The organism is Enterobacter vonholyi (assembly GCF_008364555.1).
GTDB classification, from domain to species: domain Bacteria; phylum Pseudomonadota; class Gammaproteobacteria; order Enterobacterales; family Enterobacteriaceae; genus Enterobacter; species Enterobacter vonholyi.
This window is the reverse complement of the sequence record NZ_VTUC01000001.1, coordinates 405,072-426,215: the sequence shown is the minus strand read 5'-3', so window position 1 is coordinate 426,215 and position 21,144 is coordinate 405,072. Positions and strand designations below refer to the sequence as shown.

20 protein-coding genes and 1 tRNA gene are annotated in these 21,144 nt (G+C 46.4%); 14 read left to right on the top strand and 7 right to left on the bottom strand.

The features are described from left to right. Positions 1-13: 13 nt before the first annotated feature. Positions 14-1,258, top strand: coding sequence for an esterase FrsA (frsA, locus tag F0319_RS02075; RefSeq protein WP_149366156.1), 1,245 nt, complete (start codon positions 14-16; stop codon positions 1,256-1,258). A gap of 57 nt (positions 1,259-1,315) precedes the next feature. Next, positions 1,316-1,717, top strand: coding sequence for a sigma factor-binding protein Crl (gene crl, locus F0319_RS02070; protein WP_008500249.1), 402 nt, complete (start codon positions 1,316-1,318; stop codon positions 1,715-1,717). 158 nt (positions 1,718-1,875) lie between these two features. Here the strand turns inward: crl and phoE are convergent, their stop codons facing one another. After that, positions 1,876-2,928 (bottom strand): phosphoporin PhoE, encoded by a 1,053-nt coding sequence (gene phoE, locus F0319_RS02065; RefSeq protein WP_111965853.1) that lies wholly within the window; start codon positions 2,926-2,928, stop codon positions 1,876-1,878. Between the two features lie 304 nt (positions 2,929-3,232). On the opposite strand from phoE, the gene proB reads away from it, so the two are divergent. The 5 genes from proB to iteS all read left to right on the top strand — a co-directional run bounded on the left by proB (position 3,233) and on the right by iteS (position 10,019). After that, entirely contained in the window at positions 3,233-4,336 is a 1,104-nt protein-coding gene (gene proB, locus F0319_RS02060) for a glutamate 5-kinase (protein ID WP_021242883.1), read from the top strand. 11 nt (positions 4,337-4,347) lie between these two features. Then, complete coding sequence (gene proA, locus F0319_RS02055; RefSeq protein WP_149366155.1) at positions 4,348-5,601, top strand: glutamate-5-semialdehyde dehydrogenase; 1,254 nt, start codon at positions 4,348-4,350, stop codon at positions 5,599-5,601. Between the two features lie 111 nt (positions 5,602-5,712). Continuing rightward, positions 5,713-5,788, top strand: a tRNA-Thr gene (locus F0319_RS02050). 843 nt (positions 5,789-6,631) lie between these two features. Continuing rightward, positions 6,632-7,780 (top strand): anti-phage ATPase IteA, encoded by a 1,149-nt coding sequence (gene iteA / locus F0319_RS02045; RefSeq protein WP_240168075.1) that lies wholly within the window; start codon positions 6,632-6,634, stop codon positions 7,778-7,780. Next, the gene (gene iteS / locus F0319_RS02040) at positions 7,761-10,019 is read left to right on the top strand and encodes a S8 family anti-phage peptidase IteS (RefSeq protein ID WP_097761774.1); all 2,259 of its coding nucleotides are present in this window, start codon (positions 7,761-7,763) and stop codon (positions 10,017-10,019) included. The genes iteA and iteS overlap by 20 nt, the downstream gene beginning before the upstream one ends. 583 nt (positions 10,020-10,602) lie before the next feature. Here the strand turns inward: iteS and F0319_RS02035 are convergent. Then, entirely contained in the window at positions 10,603-10,860 is a 258-nt protein-coding gene (locus tag F0319_RS02035; RefSeq protein ID WP_149366154.1) for a HigA family addiction module antitoxin, read from the bottom strand. A 710-nt stretch (positions 10,861-11,570) separates the two neighbouring features. Between F0319_RS02035 and F0319_RS02030 the strand changes: the two genes are divergently transcribed. The 6 genes from F0319_RS02030 to F0319_RS02010 all read left to right on the top strand — a co-directional run bounded on the left by F0319_RS02030 (position 11,571) and on the right by F0319_RS02010 (position 15,227). Further along, positions 11,571-11,852 carry a hypothetical protein gene (locus tag F0319_RS02030; RefSeq protein ID WP_077258730.1) on the top strand — a complete coding sequence of 94 codons (282 nt, stop codon included), beginning with the start codon at positions 11,571-11,573 and terminating at the stop codon, positions 11,850-11,852. A 281-nt stretch (positions 11,853-12,133) separates the two neighbouring features. Beyond that, positions 12,134-12,487, top strand: a complete 354-nt coding sequence (gene traJ, locus F0319_RS02025) for a conjugal transfer transcriptional regulator TraJ (protein WP_042201482.1) — start codon at positions 12,134-12,136, stop codon at positions 12,485-12,487. Positions 12,488-12,568: 81 nt separating this feature from the next. After that, positions 12,569-13,363: a P-type conjugative transfer protein TrbJ gene (trbJ, locus tag F0319_RS02020; RefSeq protein WP_001724243.1), complete on the top strand. Its 795-nt coding sequence runs from the start codon at positions 12,569-12,571 to the stop codon at positions 13,361-13,363. Positions 13,364-13,374: 11 nt separating this feature from the next. Then, positions 13,375-13,548, top strand: a complete 174-nt coding sequence (locus tag F0319_RS22225) for a hypothetical protein (RefSeq protein ID WP_180242790.1) — start codon at positions 13,375-13,377, stop codon at positions 13,546-13,548. 2 nt (positions 13,549-13,550) lie between these two features. Further along, entirely contained in the window at positions 13,551-14,945 is a 1,395-nt protein-coding gene (gene trbL / locus F0319_RS02015) for a P-type conjugative transfer protein TrbL (RefSeq protein WP_149366153.1), read from the top strand. 69 nt (positions 14,946-15,014) lie between these two features. Further along, a complete protein-coding gene (locus F0319_RS02010) occupies positions 15,015-15,227 on the top strand; it encodes a hypothetical protein (protein WP_001575475.1) in 213 nt (70 codons plus the stop codon). A gap of 142 nt (positions 15,228-15,369) precedes the next feature. On the opposite strand, the gene F0319_RS02005 is transcribed toward F0319_RS02010, so the two are convergent. Together F0319_RS02005 and F0319_RS02000 are read right to left on the bottom strand one after the other, a co-directional pair. Beyond that, on the bottom strand, positions 15,370-16,326 hold the full coding sequence (locus tag F0319_RS02005; RefSeq protein ID WP_012539955.1) for an alpha/beta hydrolase: 957 nt from the start codon (positions 16,324-16,326) through the stop codon (positions 15,370-15,372). Between the two features lie 329 nt (positions 16,327-16,655). Next, positions 16,656-17,090, bottom strand: coding sequence for a winged helix-turn-helix transcriptional regulator (locus F0319_RS02000; RefSeq protein WP_197719739.1), 435 nt, complete (start codon positions 17,088-17,090; stop codon positions 16,656-16,658). A gap of 69 nt (positions 17,091-17,159) precedes the next feature. Here F0319_RS02000 and F0319_RS01995 point away from each other — a divergent pair, with 69 nt between their 5' ends. Further along, a complete protein-coding gene (locus F0319_RS01995) occupies positions 17,160-18,113 on the top strand; it encodes an aromatic alcohol reductase (RefSeq protein WP_040018958.1) in 954 nt (317 codons plus the stop codon). Positions 18,114-18,218: 105 nt separating this feature from the next. Here F0319_RS01995 and F0319_RS01990 read toward each other — a convergent pair whose 3' ends face one another. The 3 genes from F0319_RS01990 to F0319_RS01980 form a co-directional block, all read right to left on the bottom strand. Beyond that, entirely contained in the window at positions 18,219-19,079 is an 861-nt protein-coding gene (locus F0319_RS01990; RefSeq protein WP_012540029.1) for an SMP-30/gluconolactonase/LRE family protein, read from the bottom strand. Between the two features lie 98 nt (positions 19,080-19,177). Further along, a complete protein-coding gene (locus tag F0319_RS01985; RefSeq protein WP_012539997.1) occupies positions 19,178-19,651 on the bottom strand; it encodes a DMT family transporter in 474 nt (157 codons plus the stop codon). Positions 19,652-19,665: 14 nt separating this feature from the next. Beyond that, on the bottom strand, positions 19,666-21,063 hold the full coding sequence (locus F0319_RS01980; protein ID WP_040018961.1) for an amidohydrolase family protein: 1,398 nt from the start codon (positions 21,061-21,063) through the stop codon (positions 19,666-19,668). Positions 21,064-21,144 lie beyond the last annotated feature (81 nt).

Sequence of the window (21,144 nt, the reverse complement as noted above, 5' to 3'; positions counted from 1 at the left end):
TGGAGGCAACGCAATGACGCAGGCGAATCTCACCGAGACTCTCTTCAAACCCCGTTTCAAACACCCTGAAACGTCGACGCTGGTGCGTCGCTTTAATCCGGGTACCCAGCCTGCCGTCCAGTCCGCGTTAGACGGTAAAAACGTGCCTCACTGGTATCGCATGATTAACCGCCTGATGTGGATCTGGCGCGGTATCGACCCCCGTGAAATCCTCGATGTGCAGGCACGTATCGTGATGAGTGAAGCCGAGCGTACCGACAGCGAACTCTATGATACCGTGGTGGGCTACCGTGGCGGAAACTGGATCTATGAGTGGTCTAAACAGGCGATGGTTTGGCAGCAAAAAGCCAGCCAGGAAGAGGATGCCACGCGCAGCGGCAAGCACTGGCTGCATGCGGCCAATCTCTACGCCATTGCCGCTTATCCACATCTGAAAGGTGATGAGCTGGCTGAGCAGGCACAGGCGCTGGCGAATCGCGCTTACGAAGAGGCGGCTCAACGCCTGCCGGGCCAGATGCGCGAACTCGAGTTTACCATTCCGGGTGGGTCATCCATTACCGGGTTCCTGCATATGCCTGAAGGTGAAGGCCCGTTCCCGACCGTCCTCATGTGCGGCGGGCTGGATTCGCTGCAAATCGATTATTACAGCCTGTATGAGCGCTACTTCGCACCAAAAGGGATCGCGATGCTGACGCTGGATATGCCCTCAATCGGCTTCTCCTCCAAATGGAAACTGACTCAGGATTCCAGCCTGCTGCACCAGCATGCGCTAAAAGCACTGGAAAACATTCCTTGGGTTGACCACACCCGCGTGGCGGCATTCGGCTTCCGTTTCGGCGCGAACGTCGCGGTGCGTCTGGCGTATCTTGAATCTTCTCGCCTTAAAGCCGTCGCCTGCCTCGGCCCGGTCGTACACGCCCTGCTCAGCGATCCTGCCCGTCAGGGCAACGTACCTGAAATGTACCTTGATGTGCTGGCCAGCCGTCTTGGCATGCATGATGCATCAGACGAAGCGCTGCGCGTTGAGCTCAATCGCTACTCGTTAAAAACGCAAGGCTTGCTGGGACGTCGCTGCCCAACGCCGATGCTGTCGGGGTTCTGGAAAAACGATCCATTTAGTCCGGAAGAAGAGTCGCGCTTAATCACTTCGTCATCTGCGGATGGCAAATTGCTTGAGGTGCCGTTCAGCCCGGTCTATCAGAATTTCGACAAAGCACTGAAAGAGATTACGCGCTGGATCGCTCAGAGATTGTGTTAATAGATTGCTAAATTTCGCTGGTTTGGTAAAACAGTGGCTTCACAAAAGGAGATCGCAATGACGTTACCGAGTGGACACCCGAAAAGTAGATTGATTAAGAAGTTCATGGCTCTTGGCCCGTATATTCGAGAAGAGCAGTGTGAAGAGAATCGCTTTTTTTTCGACTGCCTGGCTGTATGCGTCAACGTGAAGCCTGCACCCGAAAAACGTGAATTCTGGGGCTGGTGGATGGAAATGGAAGCAGAGGAAAAACGTTTTACGTATAGCTACCAGTTTGGCCTGTTTAATAAAGACGGCAACTGGCAGGCGACCACCATTAAAGATCAGGAAGTCATTGACCGCCTGGAATACACCCTGAAAGAGTTTCACGACAAAGCGAGCGCACTGCTGGCGACTCTGGATCTCAAGTTCGAACCCGCAGATGACTTTTCCAGCGAAGCGGTGAAGCTGACTGCCTGATAGCTTCACAGCGCCGGGTGGCGGCTTCGCCTTACCCGGCCTACAAAGACTGATGGTTTTCTCCCTCTCCCTGTGGGAGAGGGCCGGGGTGAGGGCACCAGACCGCATTAATTCCCGAAAAAAAACCGGCATCAAGCCGGTTTTTTTATTCCGCATCATCAGAACTGGTAGGTCATACCCAGTGCAACGATGTCATCGCTGCTCACGCCCAGTTTATTTTTGTCGTCAATCTGGTTGATTTTATAATCAACAAAGGCGGACATATTTTTGTTGAAGTAATAGGTCGCGCCAACGTCAATATATTTCACCAGATCTTCGTCGCCAATACCTTCGATATCTTTGCCTTTAGACTGGACATATCCCAGGGACGGGCGCAGACCGAAGTCGAACTGATATTGTGCGACCACTTCAAAGTTCTGCGCTTTATTTGCAAACCCACCGGAAATTGGCGTCATATTGCGGGTTTCTGAATACATTGCAGCCAGATAAATATCGTTCGCATCATATTTCAGACCTGTTGCCCAGGCTTCTGCTTTCTGGCCCTGGCCACGCGCCAGCAGGTTCTGAGCGTTGGTACGGTCAGAGTTGGTGTAGGCGCCGCTGACGGCGAAATCGCTGCCGCCGAAGTCATAGGTCAGAGAGGTACCAAAACCGTCACCGTTCTGTTTCTTGGCGTCGCGGTTTTCGTTTTTGCCCTGGTACTGCAGGGTCATGTCCAGGCCGTCAACCGCACCGAAGAAGTCGGTGTTACGGTAGGTGGCAAGACCGGTCGCACGCTTGGTCATGAAGTTATCGGTCTGCGCGGAAGAGTCGCCGCCGAACTCAGGGAACATATCGGTCCATGCTTCGACGTCATACAGGGCACCCAGGTTACGACCGTAATCCAGAGAACCAAAGTTTTTCAGCTTCAGGCCTGCGAACGCCAGACGCGTCTTCTGAGTAGAGTCGCTCTCGGCTTTGTTACCTGCAAATTCAGATTCCCAACGGCCATAGCCCGTCAGCTGATCGTTAATCTGCGTTTCGCCTTTAAAACCGAAACGAACGTAAGTCTGATCGCCATCTTTGGTAGCATCATCGCTGATGTAGTGCATGGCTTTCACTTTGCCGTACACGTCCAGCTTATTACCATTTTTATTATAAACTTCAGCTGCGTGAACGGATGCAGAAGCCACTACGCCCATAACCATTAATGCCAGAGTGCTCTTTTTCATTTTCGATCCTGTCTTATAAACGCGCTAAAAAATTCGCTGGACGATAAGCTCATGCTTAAGTCCCGTGAAAAAACAGGAAGGGTTTTATCGTTCTGGAATGAAACTTTTATGACAAACTAAGAATAATTTTAAAAAACTGTGATTTATTATTTCGGTAATAAAACTGTCAAATTCTCCCGCTACGCTTCCTGATCCCGCGCAACAAAGTGTTTCGCGATGTGCTAAGGCAGTTGGCAACGGGGCTGACTCCTGTTAAAACGTTCGTTTGACATTACTTTCCCTTATCGTTGAACGGCAGAGAATCATGAGTGACAGCCAGACGCTGGTGGTAAAACTCGGTACCAGTGTTTTAACAGGCGGATCGCGCCGCCTAAATCGCGCCCACATTGTTGAGCTTGTACGTCAGTGCGCTCAGTTACATGCCGCAGGGCATCGTATTGTGATTGTGACCTCCGGGGCGATTGCCGCCGGGCGTGAACACCTGGGTTACCCCGAACTCCCCGCGACGATCGCCTCCAAACAGCTGCTGGCCGCCGTGGGACAAAGCCGACTCATTCAACTCTGGGAACAGCTGTTCTCAATCTATGGCATTCACGTCGGGCAGATGCTGCTGACGCGTGCGGATATGGAAGACAGAGAGCGCTTCCTGAACGCCCGCGATACCCTGCGCGCGCTGCTGGACAACAATATTGTTCCGGTTATTAACGAAAACGATGCCGTTGCTACCGCTGAAATCAAAGTGGGTGATAACGATAACCTCTCGGCTCTGGCGGCCATTCTGGCCGGAGCCGATAAATTACTGTTGTTGACCGATCAGCAGGGGTTGTTCACTGCCGATCCGCGCGCTAACCCGGAAGCCGAGCTGATTACCGACGTTCATGGTATCGACGATGCGCTGCGCGCCATCGCCGGTGACAGCGTGTCCGGCCTCGGAACGGGCGGTATGGGGACCAAGCTGCAGGCCGCTGACGTAGCGTGCCGCGCCGGTATCGACACCATCATTGCGGCGGGCAGCCGCCCTGGCGTGATTGGCGACGTGATGGAAGGCATCTCCGTCGGCACCCGCTTCCACGCTCAGGAATCTCCGCTGGAAAACCGTAAGCGCTGGATATTTGGCGCGCCGCCTGCGGGCGAACTCGTCGTCGATGAAGGGGCAACCGCCGCGATTCTGGAACGAGGAAGTTCATTACTTCCTAAAGGAATTAAAAGCGTGACAGGCAACTTCTCCCGTGGTGAAGTGATCCGTATTCGTAACCTCGAAGGCCGCGACATCGCCCACGGCGTAAGCCGCTATAACAGCGATGCCCTGCGCCGCATCGCGGGTCACCATTCGCAGCAGATCGACGCCATTCTGGGCTATGAATATGGCCCGGTTGCCGTGCATCGCGATGACATGATTATTCGTTAAGGAGCCAGAACATGCTGGAACAAATGGGCGCCGCCGCGAAGGCCGCCTCTTATAAACTGGCGCTCCTTTCCAGCCGCGAGAAAAACCGCGTGCTGGAAAAAATCGCTGATTATCTGGAATCACAGTCTCAGGAGATTTTGCTCGCCAACGAGCAGGATTTACTGGAAGCGCGCCGCAACGGTCTGAGCGAAGCGATGCTCGACCGTCTGGCGTTGACCCCGGCCCGCCTGAAAGGGATTGCCGACGATGTTCGTCAGGTATGCAATCTGGCCGACCCGGTAGGGCAGGTGATTGACGGTGGGCTGCTGGACAGCGGTTTACGCCTGGAGCGCCGTCGCGTGCCGCTCGGCGTTATCGGCGTTATTTATGAAGCCCGACCAAACGTGACGGTGGATGTCGCCTCCCTGTGCCTGAAAACCGGCAACGCCGCCATTCTGCGCGGTGGGAAAGAGACCTGGCGCACCAACGCCGCGACGGTGAAAGTCATTCAGCAGGCGCTGGAAGAGTGTGGCTTACCGGCGGGTGCCGTGCAGGCAATTGAGAGCCCGGACCGCGCGCTGGTCAACGAAATGCTGCGCATGGACAAATACATCGACATGCTGATCCCACGCGGCGGCGCGGGCCTGCACAAGCTGTGCCGCGAGCAGTCGACGATTCCGGTGATCACCGGCGGTATCGGCGTGTGTCACATCGTGGTAGACGACAGCGCTGAGATTGCACCGGCGCTGAAGATTATCGTTAACGCGAAGACCCAGCGTCCGAGCACCTGTAACACCGTGGAAACGCTGCTGGTGCATCAGGACATTGCAAACGCCTTCCTGCCGGCCCTGAGCAAACAGATGGCCGAGAGCGGCGTGACGCTGCATGCTGACGCCAATGCGCTCGCGCTGCTTCAGGATGGCCCGGCTAACGTCGTTCCCGTCAACGCGGAGCAGTACGACGACGAGTTCCTGTCACTGGATCTGAACGTGAAAATCGTGAGAGATCTCGACGACGCCATTGCGCACATTCGTGAGCATGGCACGCAGCATTCTGACGCCATCCTGACGCGTACGCTGCGCAATGCCGATCGCTTCGTGAACGAAGTGGATTCCTCTGCGGTGTATGTGAATGCCTCCACCCGCTTCACCGACGGCGGTCAGTTCGGCCTCGGCGCTGAGGTAGCGGTCAGCACGCAGAAACTGCACGCGCGCGGTCCGATGGGCCTCGAAGCGCTGACCACGTATAAGTGGATCGGCTTCGGTGACGATACGATTCGTGCGTAAATAATCACGGGTGATGCAAAAGTAGCCGTTTGATTCAAAAGGGCATTGACGCATCACCCGGTTAGATCTAACCTTTTGCCCCGTGGTTACACTCGTAACCGGCCTTTCAGGGCCGATATAGCTCAGTTGGTAGAGCAGCGCATTCGTAATGCGAAGGTCGTAGGTTCGACTCCTATTATCGGCACCATCTTTTCCAATGAAATCATATAATTACTGTTGCATTGTTTTGCTTTTCTTAACACGAATGTGCATTTTTGCGCGTTGTGAGTGTGGCAAAATTGTGGCAGGTACAGTGAGATTGTTCGTGGCCCAATGCAAGGGTATGCTAACAGCATGTCTTACCTTGAAGCTCCCCTCTATCTTGTCTTTTGAGCAATATTATTACTTTGATGGCTTCTGGTTACGGATGTTGACAATCCAGTGCTTGCCTGCACGGATGGGGCGAAAAGATGTCACTACAAAAGCATACATTCAAACACTTTTACTAGTCCATTTCGGTATTTGCATTCTTGACTAACCACTTGCATTTTACTTAGCCATGTCTGACAAAAAAGCATCCAATACCCTGCTAAATTGACAGTTAGCTTTGAGCGCGGAGCGAAAGCTGGTCCAGTATGCCAACTAGAAAAGGTGACAGAAGTGCTAACGATTCAAGCCGGCTTGATGTGAGTTACTTAGTCGGAATGAACTCAGAAAATAGCGTCAAGCAGCTGAGCTTTCCTGTGGTCTTAAAAGCAATAACTGAAAGCACGTCTTATACTACAAATCCGCTATAACATATTAACCGCACTTATGATTTTTTCTTAAATTCAATAGGTTAATCATAGTTGTTAGGTCAACAAAAATCAGTAGCTTTAAGCGCTTAAGCCTTCCCTAAGGAAAATAGAGCAGACTAACTATATGAAACCCCACCCTCGACAAAACCTCATAGATCGAAACGATTCGTCAAAAAAACGCTACAACACACCAAAATTGCGATACAATTACGGTAAAATATGACTCATGCTGCGATTGTAAAAGGTAGTGCTAAGTGGAATATATATCTGAAGTTCTGAAAATTTTAGAAGGGGCATTGAAGGCAAACGCGTCAATGTCTAATAATTATGCTGGTCTTCTAGCTGACAAACTCGATGAGAGGGGAGAAGCCCGATACGCGAAAATGATTCGTGATAAATTGAATAAAATGCCCACTGCTCTGGTTAGCGCTCAAAAAGGTGATGGTGGCTTTTCATTTAATGATTTACCAGTGGACAATGATAGTAGATTAAATACTGTTGACGTCAGCATTCCAACATTACATGAAGACAAGATTATTTTGTCAGAGAGTGCAACTGAGGTCATCGATGATTTCATAGCAAATATTGATAATTATGATAAATTATATAAATTCAATGCGGCACTTCCAAATAGAATAATATTATTTGGAAAACCCGGAACAGGTAAGACAAGACTTGCCAGACACATCGCAGCCCGTTTATCGTTACGAATGTTAACTGTGCGTTGCGATACATTAGTTAGCAGCCTTCTAGGGCAGACAAGTAAAAATCTTAGAAAAGTATTTGAATATTCCTCGACAGTCCCTTGTGTGCTTTTTTTAGATGAATTTGATGCGCTCGCATCAGCCCGCGGGAATGAAAGGGATATCGGTGAGTTACAAAGGATCGTTATCGCATTATTACAGAATATTGATTCTCTTCCCGAAAATGTGATTGTGATTGCTGCGACTAACCATGAGAATCTTTTAGATCCAGCAATTTGGAGGCGGTTCTCATTTAAGTTACCGATGTATACACCAGATGAAAATATTTTGACTGAAATATGGAGAGACAAGCTTGGTCAATTCATCAGCAAAGATGTAGATATAAATTACATTGCAAAGAAATCATTGGGAGTGACTGGCTCAACTGTTGAGCAAATTTCACTTGATTGTAAAAGGAAGGCGATACTTTCAAATAATAATAATGTTGACGAGGTATTACTCCTTAAAAAAATCGCATTTACAATGGCTCAGGATCAAAATATTTCCTTGAAGAGTAAAGAAGATGAAATTAGATGGTTGAGAAGTTGGGACGAAAAAAAGTTTTCACTGAGAGTATTATCTAAACTATATAACCTATCTGTTCGCGGGATAGGAAACATTGTTAAGGAAAATAATTATCATGGTAAACAGAGTATCTAAAAAGAGAAACCCGTTCTTCCACATTCCTTACAACCCACGAGATCTTACTGGGGTAGAAACGAAGGGTGGGGGTGGGAAGTTATTTGTTAATGTAGATGAAAATTACCGAGTGAAGTTAGCAAATGAGCTAGACTCATCTTTTGAGGCATTATCTGAAGAATCAAGGGATTATCCAGAATTACTTAAAACTTTAGTTTTCAAGATTCGAGATGAAGCTATTGCTAAATCTCATAGACCAATGACATTAGCAAGTGATGGCAATCTTGAAATTGCTGGGCATGGGAAAATAAATGAAATGCTCGTTGCTGCACACTCTGCGAGTTATAGAAGTCTTAAGACTGCTATACTGAACAGGCAGACTAAAGCTATAAAAAACAACCTAAGCGCAATCGAGTCAATTGAGCCATGGACAGCTGAACGAAAAACATCACTTTCTTCAGATGAACTTGTACGCATGAAAAGTATTTATGTGCGTCTATTTAGATATAATGGTGATGACGCTAATCAAAAAAATATAGATGCTTTCCGAGAAATCTTAGATGAAGAGGGGTTGATGTACGATGAAATAATTCAGCCAAGAAATAGCTTTATTTTCAATATTAAAGAGTTAAGTACAAATGATAAAGTTTCTATTGATAAACTTCTCAAGTTTCCTGGAGTTAAATCTGCCTATCCAGTGCCGATTGTAATTCCAGAACAAACTGATTATCTGAATGCCCAAGGAAATAGTGAGATCCTTCCTCCACCTGTAAATGGTTTGCCGATTGTTGCTGTATTTGATACTGGGGTCAGTAACGCAGCAACAGCTTTGTCACCCTGGATAGTGGGAAATGATTTATACGTATTGCCTCCTGAAACTGATTATGAACACGGAACAATGGTTTCTTCTTTGATAATAAATTCAAGGAAAATAAATAACAACCACAGTTGGCTTCCTGATAGCCAATCTAGAATTTATAATGTCTGTGCTTTAGAATCTGCAGGAAGTGATACCGCCCTGCTAACTGAAAGGCTTAAAGCAGCAATTGCTAAAAGACCAGATATAAAGGTTTGGAATTTGTCACTAGGTGGAGGCTCCTATAAAAACGAAGAGTTTAGTGACTTTGCCATCGAATTAGACCATCTTAGCGATCAATATGGTGTTTTATTTGTTGTTGCATCAGGGAATTACATTCCTTACAATTACAACCCACCTCTATCAGTTCGTAGATGGCCAGTAAATGGTACATATCCAGATTTATTATCCTCCCCCTCAGAATCAGTTCGGAGTTTAACTGTTGGTTCTATAGCACATTTAGAGACTCATGACTCTTACGTTAAAGTCGGTGAACCAACGCCATATTCTCGTAGAGGACCTGGGCCTGTCTTTACACCAAAACCAGATGTAGTTCATCTTGGTGGAGGTGTGCACCAAGCATGGTGCTCTGGCAATACAAGCTTAAATGTCATAGGTCCAGACAATAGAGTATATGGTGGTTTTGGGACTAGTTTTTCAGCTCCTATTATTTCTAGTATGGCTGCAAATACTTGGCGTTCACTCGAAGGCAATCCCAATATTTCAGTTTCTCCAAGCCTTGTAAAGGCTTTGATTATACATGCTGCGCAACTTAACTCACCTAAATATGACGCAACGGAAAGACGTTATTATGGTGCAGGAAGACCACAAGGTGTTTTGGAATCATTATATGATAGTGATGATAGCTTCACTTTGGTTTTTCAGGCATCTTTAATTCCGAATATGAAATGGAGGAAATCAAATTATCCTATTCCACAATGTCTTATTCAGGATGGAAAATTCAAGGGTGAAATAATTATCACCGCCTCCTATAACCCGCCTTTAGATCCTAATGCTGGTAGTGAATATGTTAGAGCCAATGTCGAACTAAGCTTTGGCGTACTGGATGGGGAAAGTATGAAAGGCAAAGTGCCTATGGAAGGAGAAAAAGGAAGTAGCGGTTATGAATCAGCCCAAATTGAACATGGTGGAAAATGGTCGCCTGTTAAAATCCACAGACAGCGATTCCCGAATGGTATTTCTGGAGATGTTTGGGGTCTACAGGCCAAAGTGATGCTAAGGGCAAATGAACCAGTACTTCCTAATCCTTTAGATGTGAATATTATTGTCACCATCCGCTCTTTAGATGGAAACAACTCCGTCCACTCAGATGGAATTAGAGCACTTGACGCGACTAACTGGATCAAAAATCAATTATCCAACCAGTTGCCAATTAATGTTTAAATGATAATCTTTAGCCATGTTATCTTGATTTTTGTGACGTGGCTAATAACCTCTTTCAACAATTAATTAGATTAATCACGGTCTAAGTGACTTGCTTCCCATAAACGAACATAACATTATGTAAGCAACGTCTGCACATAGAAGTCTTTCAGATTTAAGACCTATATCCTTACGTTCCCGAATTTGAGTGGTCGGATTTTATTGGCGATGATCGAGTAATCTGCAAAGGTCATAAGGGTAAATTCAAATGGGCGGTCAGGTCAAATGCAACTACGTATCCATTAGTATTTTCGGGTAATTAGATGTAAGATCTTAACGTCTAATGTAGGATGTTCTATGCAAGCCAGAGTCCCCAAAAAGAAGCCCGATCTTACCAATCGGGCTTCTTTATATCGACTTTCAGTGTCGCCTGTACCACTGCTAAAATGATTTGTCCGGTCAGGACTGGGTCCCATCATCTAGGATTCGATTTTTTAACCCTCAGTTGTCCGAGTGTTATCGTATTTTAATAAGTCGCTAGTAATGCATGTGTATTTTTCAAAGAAAAATATGTATTAGGATTAAGTAATCTAATTGAATGCCCTTACTTTTGTTTATTAAACCATGTCTCATGTAGCTCTTGCAATTTCATCCAAAAAGATGCATCTGTGTTGAAAATTATCGAGAGTTGAGTTGCTTCTTCAAGCGTTATATCTCGCTCATTTTTAATTATTTCCCAAATTTTTTCATATGTCGTATCCATCAGTTCAGCAAGTCTTGCGGGAGGCATATTCAATGGTTTCAAGAATTCTTCGTATAAAATCTCGCCGACAGTTGAAGGTGCAGCATTTATCGTCTTCATATCTCCCCCTTTTTTTCAAACGTCATAGGATTCCATGTAGTAATTTGTTTAGCTAAACAAATCAGAGAGTAAGGTTAGTTGAAGTATTTTTCTTACTAAAATTCGATATATCCGTTGTCAGAAATGAAACATTTACCAACAGTGTTTGTTATAAAGGTTAGCTAACCAAACTTCTAAATCATCTACCTTGCCTTGCTATTTACATTTTGTTTCATTTTATTTATTGCTATTTAGTTTAGCTAAACAATTTATATTTATCATGTATAAGCTGTGTATTTATCCACAGATTCTGTTAATAATATTGTGCATAACCTGTTTCTTTATTTTCTATATTATTGACATATGAAGTAGTGTTTATTGACATTTGAGGTAGAGTTTCATGACATATGAGGTACGGTACTAATCAAAAATCATCATAATAAACAATTAAATATATCTCTTTTCCACACCCTTCTAACCAGATCTTTAACCCTATATATAACCAAAAAGATTAAAAGAATTATTAAAACCTTAGCGTCGTTCAAAAAACGCCCAAAAAAAACAAATTCCCTTCAGAATAAGAACCCACTGAATAAAAAACTCTGTTGACATAATTATTTTTGCCAGTAACTTTTAATTATTCTCAATTCATAACGTTGGTTTGCAAATTTTAGCAGCTAAAATTTTAGCCGCTAAAATCCTCTAATTTTTACTGAGAGATAGGTTCTTCGATGAAATCAGTTATGCCAGAACTTATAACCGTTGAAGAGTTGGCTTTTGCGTTAAAGAAAACCGTAAAAAGTATACGCAGTGATGCAACGCGAAATCCAAAATGTCTGCCACCAAGGTGCCGTCTTCCAGGTAATAAACGCCTTCTCTGGCGTAGAGAAGATGTCAAGGACTGGATAGATAAATCCGTTGAGTCAAAGAAAGAGAATGATGATATATCGAAAGAGATAAATAAGTCTCAAAGGAAACGTGGCAGACCACCAAAGCTCAAGCCGCAAGAATAAAAATATTCCTTGGGGTATTCAAATAAGTTTCCTTTCAATAAACACATATGCTGCACACTTTTACATGACTAATCCTGCACAAATGCTTTAGGAAAACACACTGAGTACACAGGAATACACAATACATACACAGATTCACAACGGCAAATGTAGGGCAGGACATGTAAAGTAGGCCCACCGTAAACGGTGCTTCTACTTTACCTTCCCTTATTCGCAGCTGGGCTGCTCAACGGAGTCCTGCTCTGCGAGGCTGATCGGCTACCGCCTGTATGGAGAATGATATGACCGTTTCTCAGACTAGAAAAAATAGTACACCAATCAAAGTTTATTGTTTGCCAGATGAAAAAGCGCAAATCCAGGAAAATGCAGAAGCATCTGGCTTAAGTGTAGCAAGTTTCATTCGTAAAGTAGCAATGGGTTATCAGGTTGAGTCTATTGTAGATATTGAACAGGTTGTAGAGCTTAGCCGAGTAAATGCTGATCTTGGTCGACTTGGTGGGTTACTTAAACTGTGGTTAGCTAATGATCCACGCACAGTTGATTTTCCACCCTCATTGATAAAAACGTTGCTTGCTAAAATAGAATCAACCAGACAAGAACTAAGAAATATTATGGATAGAATCTTGGACAAATAAATTTATGGTTTCCTAAATATCTGTATCTGTTAAAAGTACGAGTTTTCAATATCAATAATCAGTTAAAATTGAGGTGGGCAAATGAAGTTAATGCTCCGAGTATTTTCATCACTGAGAGGGATTTTAGCAGCTAAAAAATCATTAGCAGCTTCCTTCCTGGCGTCCATCATGGCATTACCGGCGACAGCCGGTATCCCTGTAATCGATGGTACTAATGTGGTGCAGACCACAATCAGCGCAGTCAACAACGTTCAGGCTGTGGCAAAACAGATCCAGCAGTACCAGACGCAGCTGCAGCAGTATGAAAACATGCTCAAAAATACAGTTGCACCTGCTGCCTATATCTGGGATCAGGCCAATTCGACCATCAACAAATTGTTGCAGGCGCAGGACACCCTTAATTACTATAAAAATCAAGCCGGAAGTCTTGATTCATATCTGAAACGTTATCAGGACGTGAATTACTACCGCTCATCACCGTGTTTTAACAGTAATGTTGAATGTACTACGGATGAAATTAGCGCACTTCGTAAAGCTGAGCAGAACAGTTCTGAGGCACGTAAAAAGGCCAATGACGCCGTGTTTAAGGCTCTCGACGAACAGCAGGAAACACTGCAAAGCGATGCTGATAACCTTGCAGATTTGCAAACTCAGGCAACCAGCGCACAAGGGCAAATGGAAGCTATTCAGGCCGCTAACCAGCTTGCCAGTGCTCAAACGAACCAGTTGCTGCAAATCCGCTCGCTTCTGGTGTCCCAACAAAACGCTGCAGCAACAATGGCACAGGCTCAGGCCGATAAAGAGGCCCAACAAATAGTAGCTGATGAAAAAGCGTTAGCTGGCGAGAACACACCAAGCCCGAAGCGAATTTGGTGAGGGGTAGCTGAATGAAAGATAAACTTTTGGTCATTTTTATTCTAATCATTCCATTGATTCTATGCTCTTGCGATAAAAAAGATGAAGATTGTTTATCGGCGCCAGAGAATAAATTGAACGAACATAACTACGATAAATGTGCCCTGCGCAGTAATAACAATCCTAGCCCTAAGCGAGAATGGTAATTATGAGAATAGTAAGCAAACTCACTTTTTTGGGAATGAATTTTTTGTTTTCTGTAAATGCTTATGCTGGTCAATTAGATAGTAGCGGATTACTTGATACGTTATTAGATAAGTTTCAGCAAGTAGCCAGCACATGGTCATTAGTAATTGGTGATTATGCAAATTGGCTCTTCTGGGGGCTGGTATTATTAAGTATGGTTTGGACATTTGGTATGTTGGCGATGCAAGGGGAAGGTTTAATCAGTGCACTTGCAGAAATAGTTCGTTTTTTTGCCGTGATTGGTTTTTTTTATTATCTTTTAATTAACGGCCCAGCCATATCACAATCTATAATTAACTCAATGAGACAACTTGCAGCAAATGCTTTAGGAACAAGTACTGGTATTTCACCCTCCAGCATAGTTGATATGGCTTTTGTGATATTAACAAAGGTCAGTTCAGCAGCATCAATTTGGTCTCCAATGATTTCGACCATTATGATAACCGTCGCGATAATAGTATTAGTAGTAATGGCGCTTATCGCGATAAATATGCTAATAATGTTAGTTTCTGCATGGGTGTTGTGTTATGCAGGAGTTATTTTGCTTGGGTTTGGTGGCTCGAAATGGACTTCTGATATTGCAATAAATTACTTACGCACAGTATTATCGATTGGTATTCAGTTATTTACGATGACGTTAATCATTGGGATTGGGCAGTCATTTATAGATCAGTATTTTTCTATTATTAAAAATGATATTCCTGATCTTAATAGTCTTATTGTTTTACTTCTGGCGTCAATTATTCTTTTAGTATTGACGAATAAATTACCGTTGTTGTTATCAGGCGTTGTTGGAGGAGCATCCTTACAAGGGATCGGTGGTTTTGGAGCAGGTATGATTACTGGCGCTGCTACTACTGCAATCAGTGGCGCTGGGGCAATGGCAATGAGCGCTACAGCTCAAGTCAGTGGTGGTGCTTCCGCTCTAAAAGCAGCATTTGAATCTGCCCAAGCGGCGATGGCCGAAGAATCTGGTTCTGGTTATAAAGGTGGTTCAGGTGGAGGATTTGGCGGCGGGGAAGATACCGGTTCCGTAGATACTTCTGGAGGACAACCATCAGGCGGTTCCGGTGGTTCTTATGCAGGGAGCAATACAGGTAGCGTCAGCGGAGGAAGCCAGGGGTTTGCTTCATCATTCTCACGAGCTGGCCACATGGCTTCTCACATGGCGAGCGGGCTGTCTAATGGAGCTGCGGAGTATCAGATGATGAAGGGAAGTACTAATTCTATCCAATCACAACAGACCGTTGGTGGGGAAATAGCGAATCAAATACGTAAACACACCGCCGATCGTCAGAGTAACCACGAACAGGATGAGTTTGAGGGTGATAGTTTAACTGGCAGTAAAAAATCTTGATTTAGACGCGTCAGTTAGCGCGGTAACGTTAACTGACGCTTCCACTAAACACCTGTAAGGAGGTGGATAATGGCTGATTATAATAGCTTTGTTTTGGAAGGAATAAAAATTATTTTTGCCGATAACAACAAGGAGTTTATTAAAGAGATTTGTGAACCATTGATAAATATTCTATGCATCGAAGAGTATTATTCTGCTACCGGAATTTATAATTATGATGATGCTGATGAGCAAACTGAGTTACTTAAAAATGCATTAAGGGACTATAAAATGGCTCACTAGTGAAAAGAGGCTAACTTGTATTAGCTCAAACTTGATCTTACACTTTTACTGCATAGGGCTTAACCTAAGCTGACAGTCCGCTCTGTGCCAAAAGCGGACGTTGCTACCAAACAGTCTGAGTGATTCAGCAAAGCGTCAGTCGTCATATATTTTCAGGACAAAGATGCACGCGGAACCAGTCAACAACCCTATTTATGACAACGGGTTGATACCAGTGATCATCACCGTGTTCTGCGCCTTCGATAAGGACGTAGTCCGCTTTGTTTCCCGATTCCAAAAGGGCTTTGTAAAGCGTTGCGCTCTGTTTAGGTGATACTAATGTATCCTTACTTCCATGCATTATTAGGAACGGAGGTTTACATCCCTTGAGACGCCCTATGGGGCTTGCATTTATCGCTTTTTCAGGTACAGAACTGATTGACGCACCTGCAAAATTCTTGAAAGCCACACCATTAATTAGCAGTGACTCCGTGACTGCAGGAGACTGATGCACTTTTTGTCGGAGATCCGGAAAACCGTCACCTATGTTACGCAGATCTGATATTCCGTAAAGCGTAGCGACAGCCTGCACATCAGCGGACTGGCTGAGAAAATCGCCGTGATCGAATGACTTATCGCCATTAGTGGTACCAAGCATCTGCGCCAGCCAGCCTCCAGCAGAATCGCCAATTACACCAATTCGTGAGGGGTCAATTCCATAATCATGGGCATGTTGACGAAGGTATCTTACTGCTGCTTTAGCATCTATCACTGGCGCAGGGAAAGTATCAGGAATTGTCCTGTATTCTGCCGCTGCAACAACAAAGCCAGCCTCCGCTAAAGCCATGCGCATTTCCACAAATTTGTTGTGTTCAGCGGTCATAAACCCTCCCCCAGGAAAATAAATGATACCTGGTTTCAAAATGTTGGTACGAGGAACAAGAAAAGACATATGCAATTGTCTGACAGAACGAGTTTTTTTTACTGTCTCATAAACCACATCACTAATATTATCTATAGGGGTTTTAGTCAAGGCGACTTGGATAATTTTTGCCCCATGAACATAACCAGGAAGATCATGATAATTAGATGATATTTCATTATTTTCTTTAGAAATCATAAAAAAACACCAGTTTTTAAATATTGTTTCACCAGCCCACCTATAATTCTGAAAGGGTAGGCCATCCTGTCAGATAATTCTCAAGGCCGAATTAATGGTAGCAAAAAATAAAATTCGCTTTAACACCCATTTGAAATATGTACAGACTAACATTGATGTCAGGCATACGTAAAATATAATCCTCTGTAATTACACCATCCCGACCAAGCTTGGTGAAATCGGTTCTGTCTCCGGATGACTACTGTATACATACATATCGGAAGGCTCATCAATTCAAACACTTGTATTATCTACAAATCACAAAAATTGATATTTATATTCATAGCCAGTTACGCCCTTGGGTTATTGTTATTTTTTTCATATCTCAACCGGTCTTCACGAAAGCGATCAGCATTATCGACAATCCAGGTCCACAGCGGGATCATTCGCACAAGTAACTCCATACCTGTATCGGACAGCTCGTATTCGACTCGTGGCGGGATTTCACTGAAATCATGGCGAATAACCAGTCCGTCGCGCTCAAGCTGTCGTAATGTACGTGTCAGCATGCGCTGAGTCACTCCGTGCATACGCCTGCCAATTTCGGCGTGACGTAGTCTGCCATAAACGCCAAGCGTGTTGACGATACCCAGTGACCATCGACTGCCTGCATGAGCCAGTACCTCCCGCCGCAAGCCATCATCATCGTCTTTCAGACCCTTACAAACAGCCTGCGAATACTGAAGAATTTCGTCCCGATCCATTTCACAGATTCCCGGTATCATACGTGTACCTTCTTTTTTAGCCTGTTATGAATTGCTAGAGTGGCGCAACAATTCATTTAAGGCCAGATTATGAACAAAACTGATCTTAACGCTACGTCTGAGAAAATCCTCGTGCTCGGTGCCGGTGAGCTGGGCCTCCCCGTTCTGCGAAATCTTGCCCTTCGGGCAAAAGATGTGAAGGGAACGAAAATCAGCGTACTGCTGCGCGAAAGTACCGTAACGTCAGATGAACCTGTAAAAAAAATAGTTATCACGGAAATCAGAAACCTCGGTATTAATATAGTCACGGGCGATCTCGTCATGAGTTCTGTCGACGATTTGGCCAGCCTCTTTGCGCAATTTGACACAGTCGTTGGCTGCACGGGGTACGCGGCCGGAATAAATACACCAATGAAACTGGCGCAGGCGGCCCTGCAGGCGCGGATTCCACGCTATTTTCCATGGCAGTTTGGTGCCGATTTTGATGCCATCGGACGCGGCAGCCCACAAGACATCTTCGACGCGCAGATTGACGTGCGTGATTTACTACGCAGCCAGCATGAAACTGAGTGGGTCATCATTTCGACCGGCATCTTCATGAGCTATTTGTTCGAACCAGACTTCGGTGTGGTCGATCTGCAGAACGATACTGTTCACGCACTCGGCAGCATTGACAACACCATGACGCTGACAACACCTGATGATATCGGGATGCTGACGGCAGCGATCGTATTTACAACTCCTCGCATCCGTAATGAAATTGTGTATATCGCCGGTGATACACTGACCTACGCAGAGGTTGCAGATAAGCTGCAATCAACGCTTGGCCGCCCTTTCGACTGCACGGTATGGAGCGAACAATATCTGATGGATAAACTGGCGCTCAACCCACAAGACATGATGTCTAAGTATCGTGCCGTTTTTGCGCAGGGGCGGGGAGTTGCATGGGATAAAAAGCAGACATTCAATGAACGCCATAACATTCGGGTCACCGATGTGGCAGCCTGGATTAATGCAAACCTGACCCCGGGCAGCTCGCTATAAACGTATTTAAGCTGCTGTAATAAATACCAGAGTCTTTCTCCTGCCTATCCGAATACGGTGATGAGAAAGACTCTGTTCCCCCTGTTGGCACTGATAGCAAAGCGGTTATGCTGTGTGCGCTGAAAACCGGCTCTCCGGTAAACCGGGGAATACGGCTGATTTCGCTCTCAGCAGCGCTCCATCATGCCTTGACGGCACAGAAAGACCCACGCTGGCACTGGTACAATACAGCGTTGTGAATGCTTCTCCCGCGAGTGTCGGACAAGTGCTCTGAATTCCTGGAGAGGGCAGGATACGGTCCGTCGTTCCGTCCGGACGATAACGTACAACACGGCTTCCTCCCCATTCGGCATTCCAGATATAGCCCATTGCGTCCACGCAGGAGCCGTCAGGCGCCCCCTTTCCTTCTGTTACAGTGAACACGCGCTGGTTATTCATAGAGGGGTAATCACAGCACATTATACGGCCCTGCATCGAGTCACAGTAATACATCGTGCTGCCGTCCGGACTGAAGCAGATGCTGTTCGGGATGGCCACCTCAGGCAGGGGTAGAGTCTCAATGCTGAGTGTCGCTGCATTTAGCCTGTGAAATCTTCCTATGACTTTCGCGGGGTACCCGTCATCCATGGTCCCGAAGACGAAATTACCCTCACGGTCGCACCGACCATCCCCTGTCCGTGTTCCCGGTCCTCCTGGTGACGCCACTATCGGCATAAAGGTACCTGTATTCAGATCGCAGAAGGCGAATCTGGATGCCAGCCCCATCAGTAAAACGTCAGGATTTTCAGTAAGTGCAAACGAACCGAGGCGCTCCGGCAGGGACCAGCGCATCACAACACTGGTGTCTTCTTCAAGGGCAAGCAGTTCGCTGCCTTCAATGTCAGTCCAGTAAATCCTGCGTGTCCTCTCGCACCAGATTGGGCACTCTCCCAGCAAATTTCTGGCATCAGCAGCCACTGAAAACATGTTATTTCTCCCGCATATAAAAGTTTCGCATCGCCTGACCAAAAACTTACGGCCATCTGCACTATGGCAGAGCGCCGTAAGGAGTAATTCCCACCCTGTCAGGGCAAAAAACGCGCTGAAAGTTTGTCACCAAAAAGCATGATGGCGAGACCTGCCAGCATGACCAGCATGCCCCCCAGTTTGAGCAGCGAAACCGGTCGCCTAACAGCACCCAGCAGACCGAAATGGTCAATCATTTGCGACGAGAGTAATTGCCCAACGATTGCCAGCCCTAGCAGAGCTGAAAAACCGATTTTCGGTGCCAGCACCACGTAGCTGAACAACGCACAGGCACCGATCAGGCCGCCCGCCAGACTCCACGCAGGCTGCGAAGGAATAGCAGCGAGAGAGCTAAATAACCCTCCACGTAGCAGCGAGTAAATCCCGAGGCTCAACGCCCCGGCCGTAAAGGAAAAGAACGCGGCGGTGACCGGATCCCCTCCGAGTCCTTTTGCGAGCTGACTGTTCAGGGTCGTCTGCAGGGTAATACCAAGACCCGCTGCAAAAGCTATTACGTAATAAATCGCGCTCATGCTGTTATTTCCTGTCAGTTTGCCTGTACCAGCGGCAGGAATTTCTCCGCAAAGATGTCCGGCTCATACCCGGCTGCCGCAAATAGGTGCTCGCGTGATTCATCAATGGCGGCGCGAAGGCGCTCACTGTCCACACCCAGCACTTTGCCGTTCTGCTTGACGATGCGCCCGCCGATCATCACGGTATCGATATTGCTGCGTTCAGCTGCATGTACCACCGTTCCGAATGCATTTCCGTTCGGGTAAAGGTTGAGGTCAGCCGCGTTAATCAGGATCAGATCAGCCTGTTTGCCCGGCGTCAGGCTGCCTATTTTATCCTGCAGACCGGCACAAAACGCACCATCGACCGTTGCCGATTTAAGCAGCTGCGCTGCCGGGATCGTTGTCAATGAATGATCTGATTCACAGCAGTGCTGCTTATGCATGCCCATTACGCGCTGCAGATAAAACGCCACGCGCATTTCCATAAACATGTCGGTGCTGTAAGACGTTTCGTTATCCACGCTCAGGCCAGGATTGATGCCATGACGCAGCGCAGCCTCGATGGCAAACATCCCGCTTTCAATACCGTAGTGCGAATCTGAGCGCGGGCAGACGTTTACCCGCACGCCGGCTTCACGCAGGATTTCCCAGCCCTCATCAGGCAGCGCGGTACAGTGGTTAAAGATATTGTCCGGACCCAACAGGCCCTGCTGATGCAGCGATTCAAGCTCGGAGGCCATCTCAGCACCAAAGAATTCGGTCACGATCGGCAGCCCCAGCCTGCGGGCCTCGGCCCACAATTCCGGCTCCAGCTGGGCCATGACGCCGAGCGTCACAAGACTATCAGGATTATCCCTGAAATATTTTTCCTGCAGACGCTGCCAGTTGCCAGGCCAGTGCGCTTTATCCCATTCGCCTGCTACCGGCGCACCGGACGCATGAATAGCGCGAATACCGGCATCAAGCAGGGCTTCAACGGCGGCGTCTGAATGCGCTGCGGTACGACTGTTGTGCGAGTTATCAATCATGGTAGTGATACCCGCATCAATCGCGCCCAGCGCCGTCAGGAGATTACCGACATAGATATCTGCTGGCCGGTAGTATTTCGCAAACGAGAAGTGCGTGGCGTTGCTGTAATCGTCCAGACAGGTGGCATTGGGGTTAATACGGCGTAGCTGACCTTCCCAGGCATGACGATGAGAATCGACCATTCCCGGCATGGCAATCATATTTGTTGCATCAATGACGTGAGCACCCTCGGCGTTCAGGTCCTTGCCGATTGCGGTGATGGTTGAACCTGTGACAAGAATATCGCCACGTTCATGGTTACCAACATTCTCATCCATACTCAGTATGGTTGCACCGCGGATCAGCGTTACCGGCGCATTATCCGTATGATTATTAACAATATTTCTGATGTAATCGGTCATTTGAAGCGTCTCTTTCAGGTTCAGAAGGGAAACAATACGCCTCCTGTTTAAACTGAAAAAGATGACTAACTTGTTTTCATC

Excerpts from the sequence above, each read along its gene's own strand:
- frsA (WP_149366156.1), top strand. The coding sequence starts at position 14 with ATGACGCAGGCGAATCTCACCGAGACTCTCTTCAAACCCCGTTTCAAA.
- crl (WP_008500249.1), top strand. The coding sequence starts at position 1,316 with ATGACGTTACCGAGTGGACACCCGAAAAGTAGATTGATTAAGAAGTTC.
- phoE (WP_111965853.1), bottom strand. The coding sequence starts at position 2,928 with ATGAAAAAGAGCACTCTGGCATTAATGGTTATGGGCGTAGTGGCTTCT.
- proB (WP_021242883.1), top strand. The coding sequence starts at position 3,233 with ATGAGTGACAGCCAGACGCTGGTGGTAAAACTCGGTACCAGTGTTTTA.
- proA (WP_149366155.1), top strand. The coding sequence starts at position 4,348 with ATGCTGGAACAAATGGGCGCCGCCGCGAAGGCCGCCTCTTATAAACTG.
- iteS (WP_097761774.1), top strand. The coding sequence starts at position 7,761 with ATGGTAAACAGAGTATCTAAAAAGAGAAACCCGTTCTTCCACATTCCT.
- F0319_RS02035 (WP_149366154.1), bottom strand. The coding sequence starts at position 10,860 with ATGAAGACGATAAATGCTGCACCTTCAACTGTCGGCGAGATTTTATAC.
- F0319_RS02030 (WP_077258730.1), top strand. The coding sequence starts at position 11,571 with ATGAAATCAGTTATGCCAGAACTTATAACCGTTGAAGAGTTGGCTTTT.
- traJ (WP_042201482.1), top strand. The coding sequence starts at position 12,134 with ATGACCGTTTCTCAGACTAGAAAAAATAGTACACCAATCAAAGTTTAT.
- trbJ (WP_001724243.1), top strand. The coding sequence starts at position 12,569 with ATGAAGTTAATGCTCCGAGTATTTTCATCACTGAGAGGGATTTTAGCA.
- F0319_RS22225 (WP_180242790.1), top strand. The coding sequence starts at position 13,375 with ATGAAAGATAAACTTTTGGTCATTTTTATTCTAATCATTCCATTGATT.
- trbL (WP_149366153.1), top strand. The coding sequence starts at position 13,551 with ATGAGAATAGTAAGCAAACTCACTTTTTTGGGAATGAATTTTTTGTTT.
- F0319_RS02010 (WP_001575475.1), top strand. The coding sequence starts at position 15,015 with ATGGCTGATTATAATAGCTTTGTTTTGGAAGGAATAAAAATTATTTTT.
- F0319_RS02005 (WP_012539955.1), bottom strand. The coding sequence starts at position 16,326 with ATGATTTCTAAAGAAAATAATGAAATATCATCTAATTATCATGATCTT.
- F0319_RS02000 (WP_197719739.1), bottom strand. The coding sequence starts at position 17,090 with ATGATACCGGGAATCTGTGAAATGGATCGGGACGAAATTCTTCAGTAT.
- F0319_RS01995 (WP_040018958.1), top strand. The coding sequence starts at position 17,160 with ATGAACAAAACTGATCTTAACGCTACGTCTGAGAAAATCCTCGTGCTC.
- F0319_RS01990 (WP_012540029.1), bottom strand. The coding sequence starts at position 19,079 with ATGTTTTCAGTGGCTGCTGATGCCAGAAATTTGCTGGGAGAGTGCCCA.
- F0319_RS01985 (WP_012539997.1), bottom strand. The coding sequence starts at position 19,651 with ATGAGCGCGATTTATTACGTAATAGCTTTTGCAGCGGGTCTTGGTATT.
- F0319_RS01980 (WP_040018961.1), bottom strand. The coding sequence starts at position 21,063 with ATGACCGATTACATCAGAAATATTGTTAATAATCATACGGATAATGCG.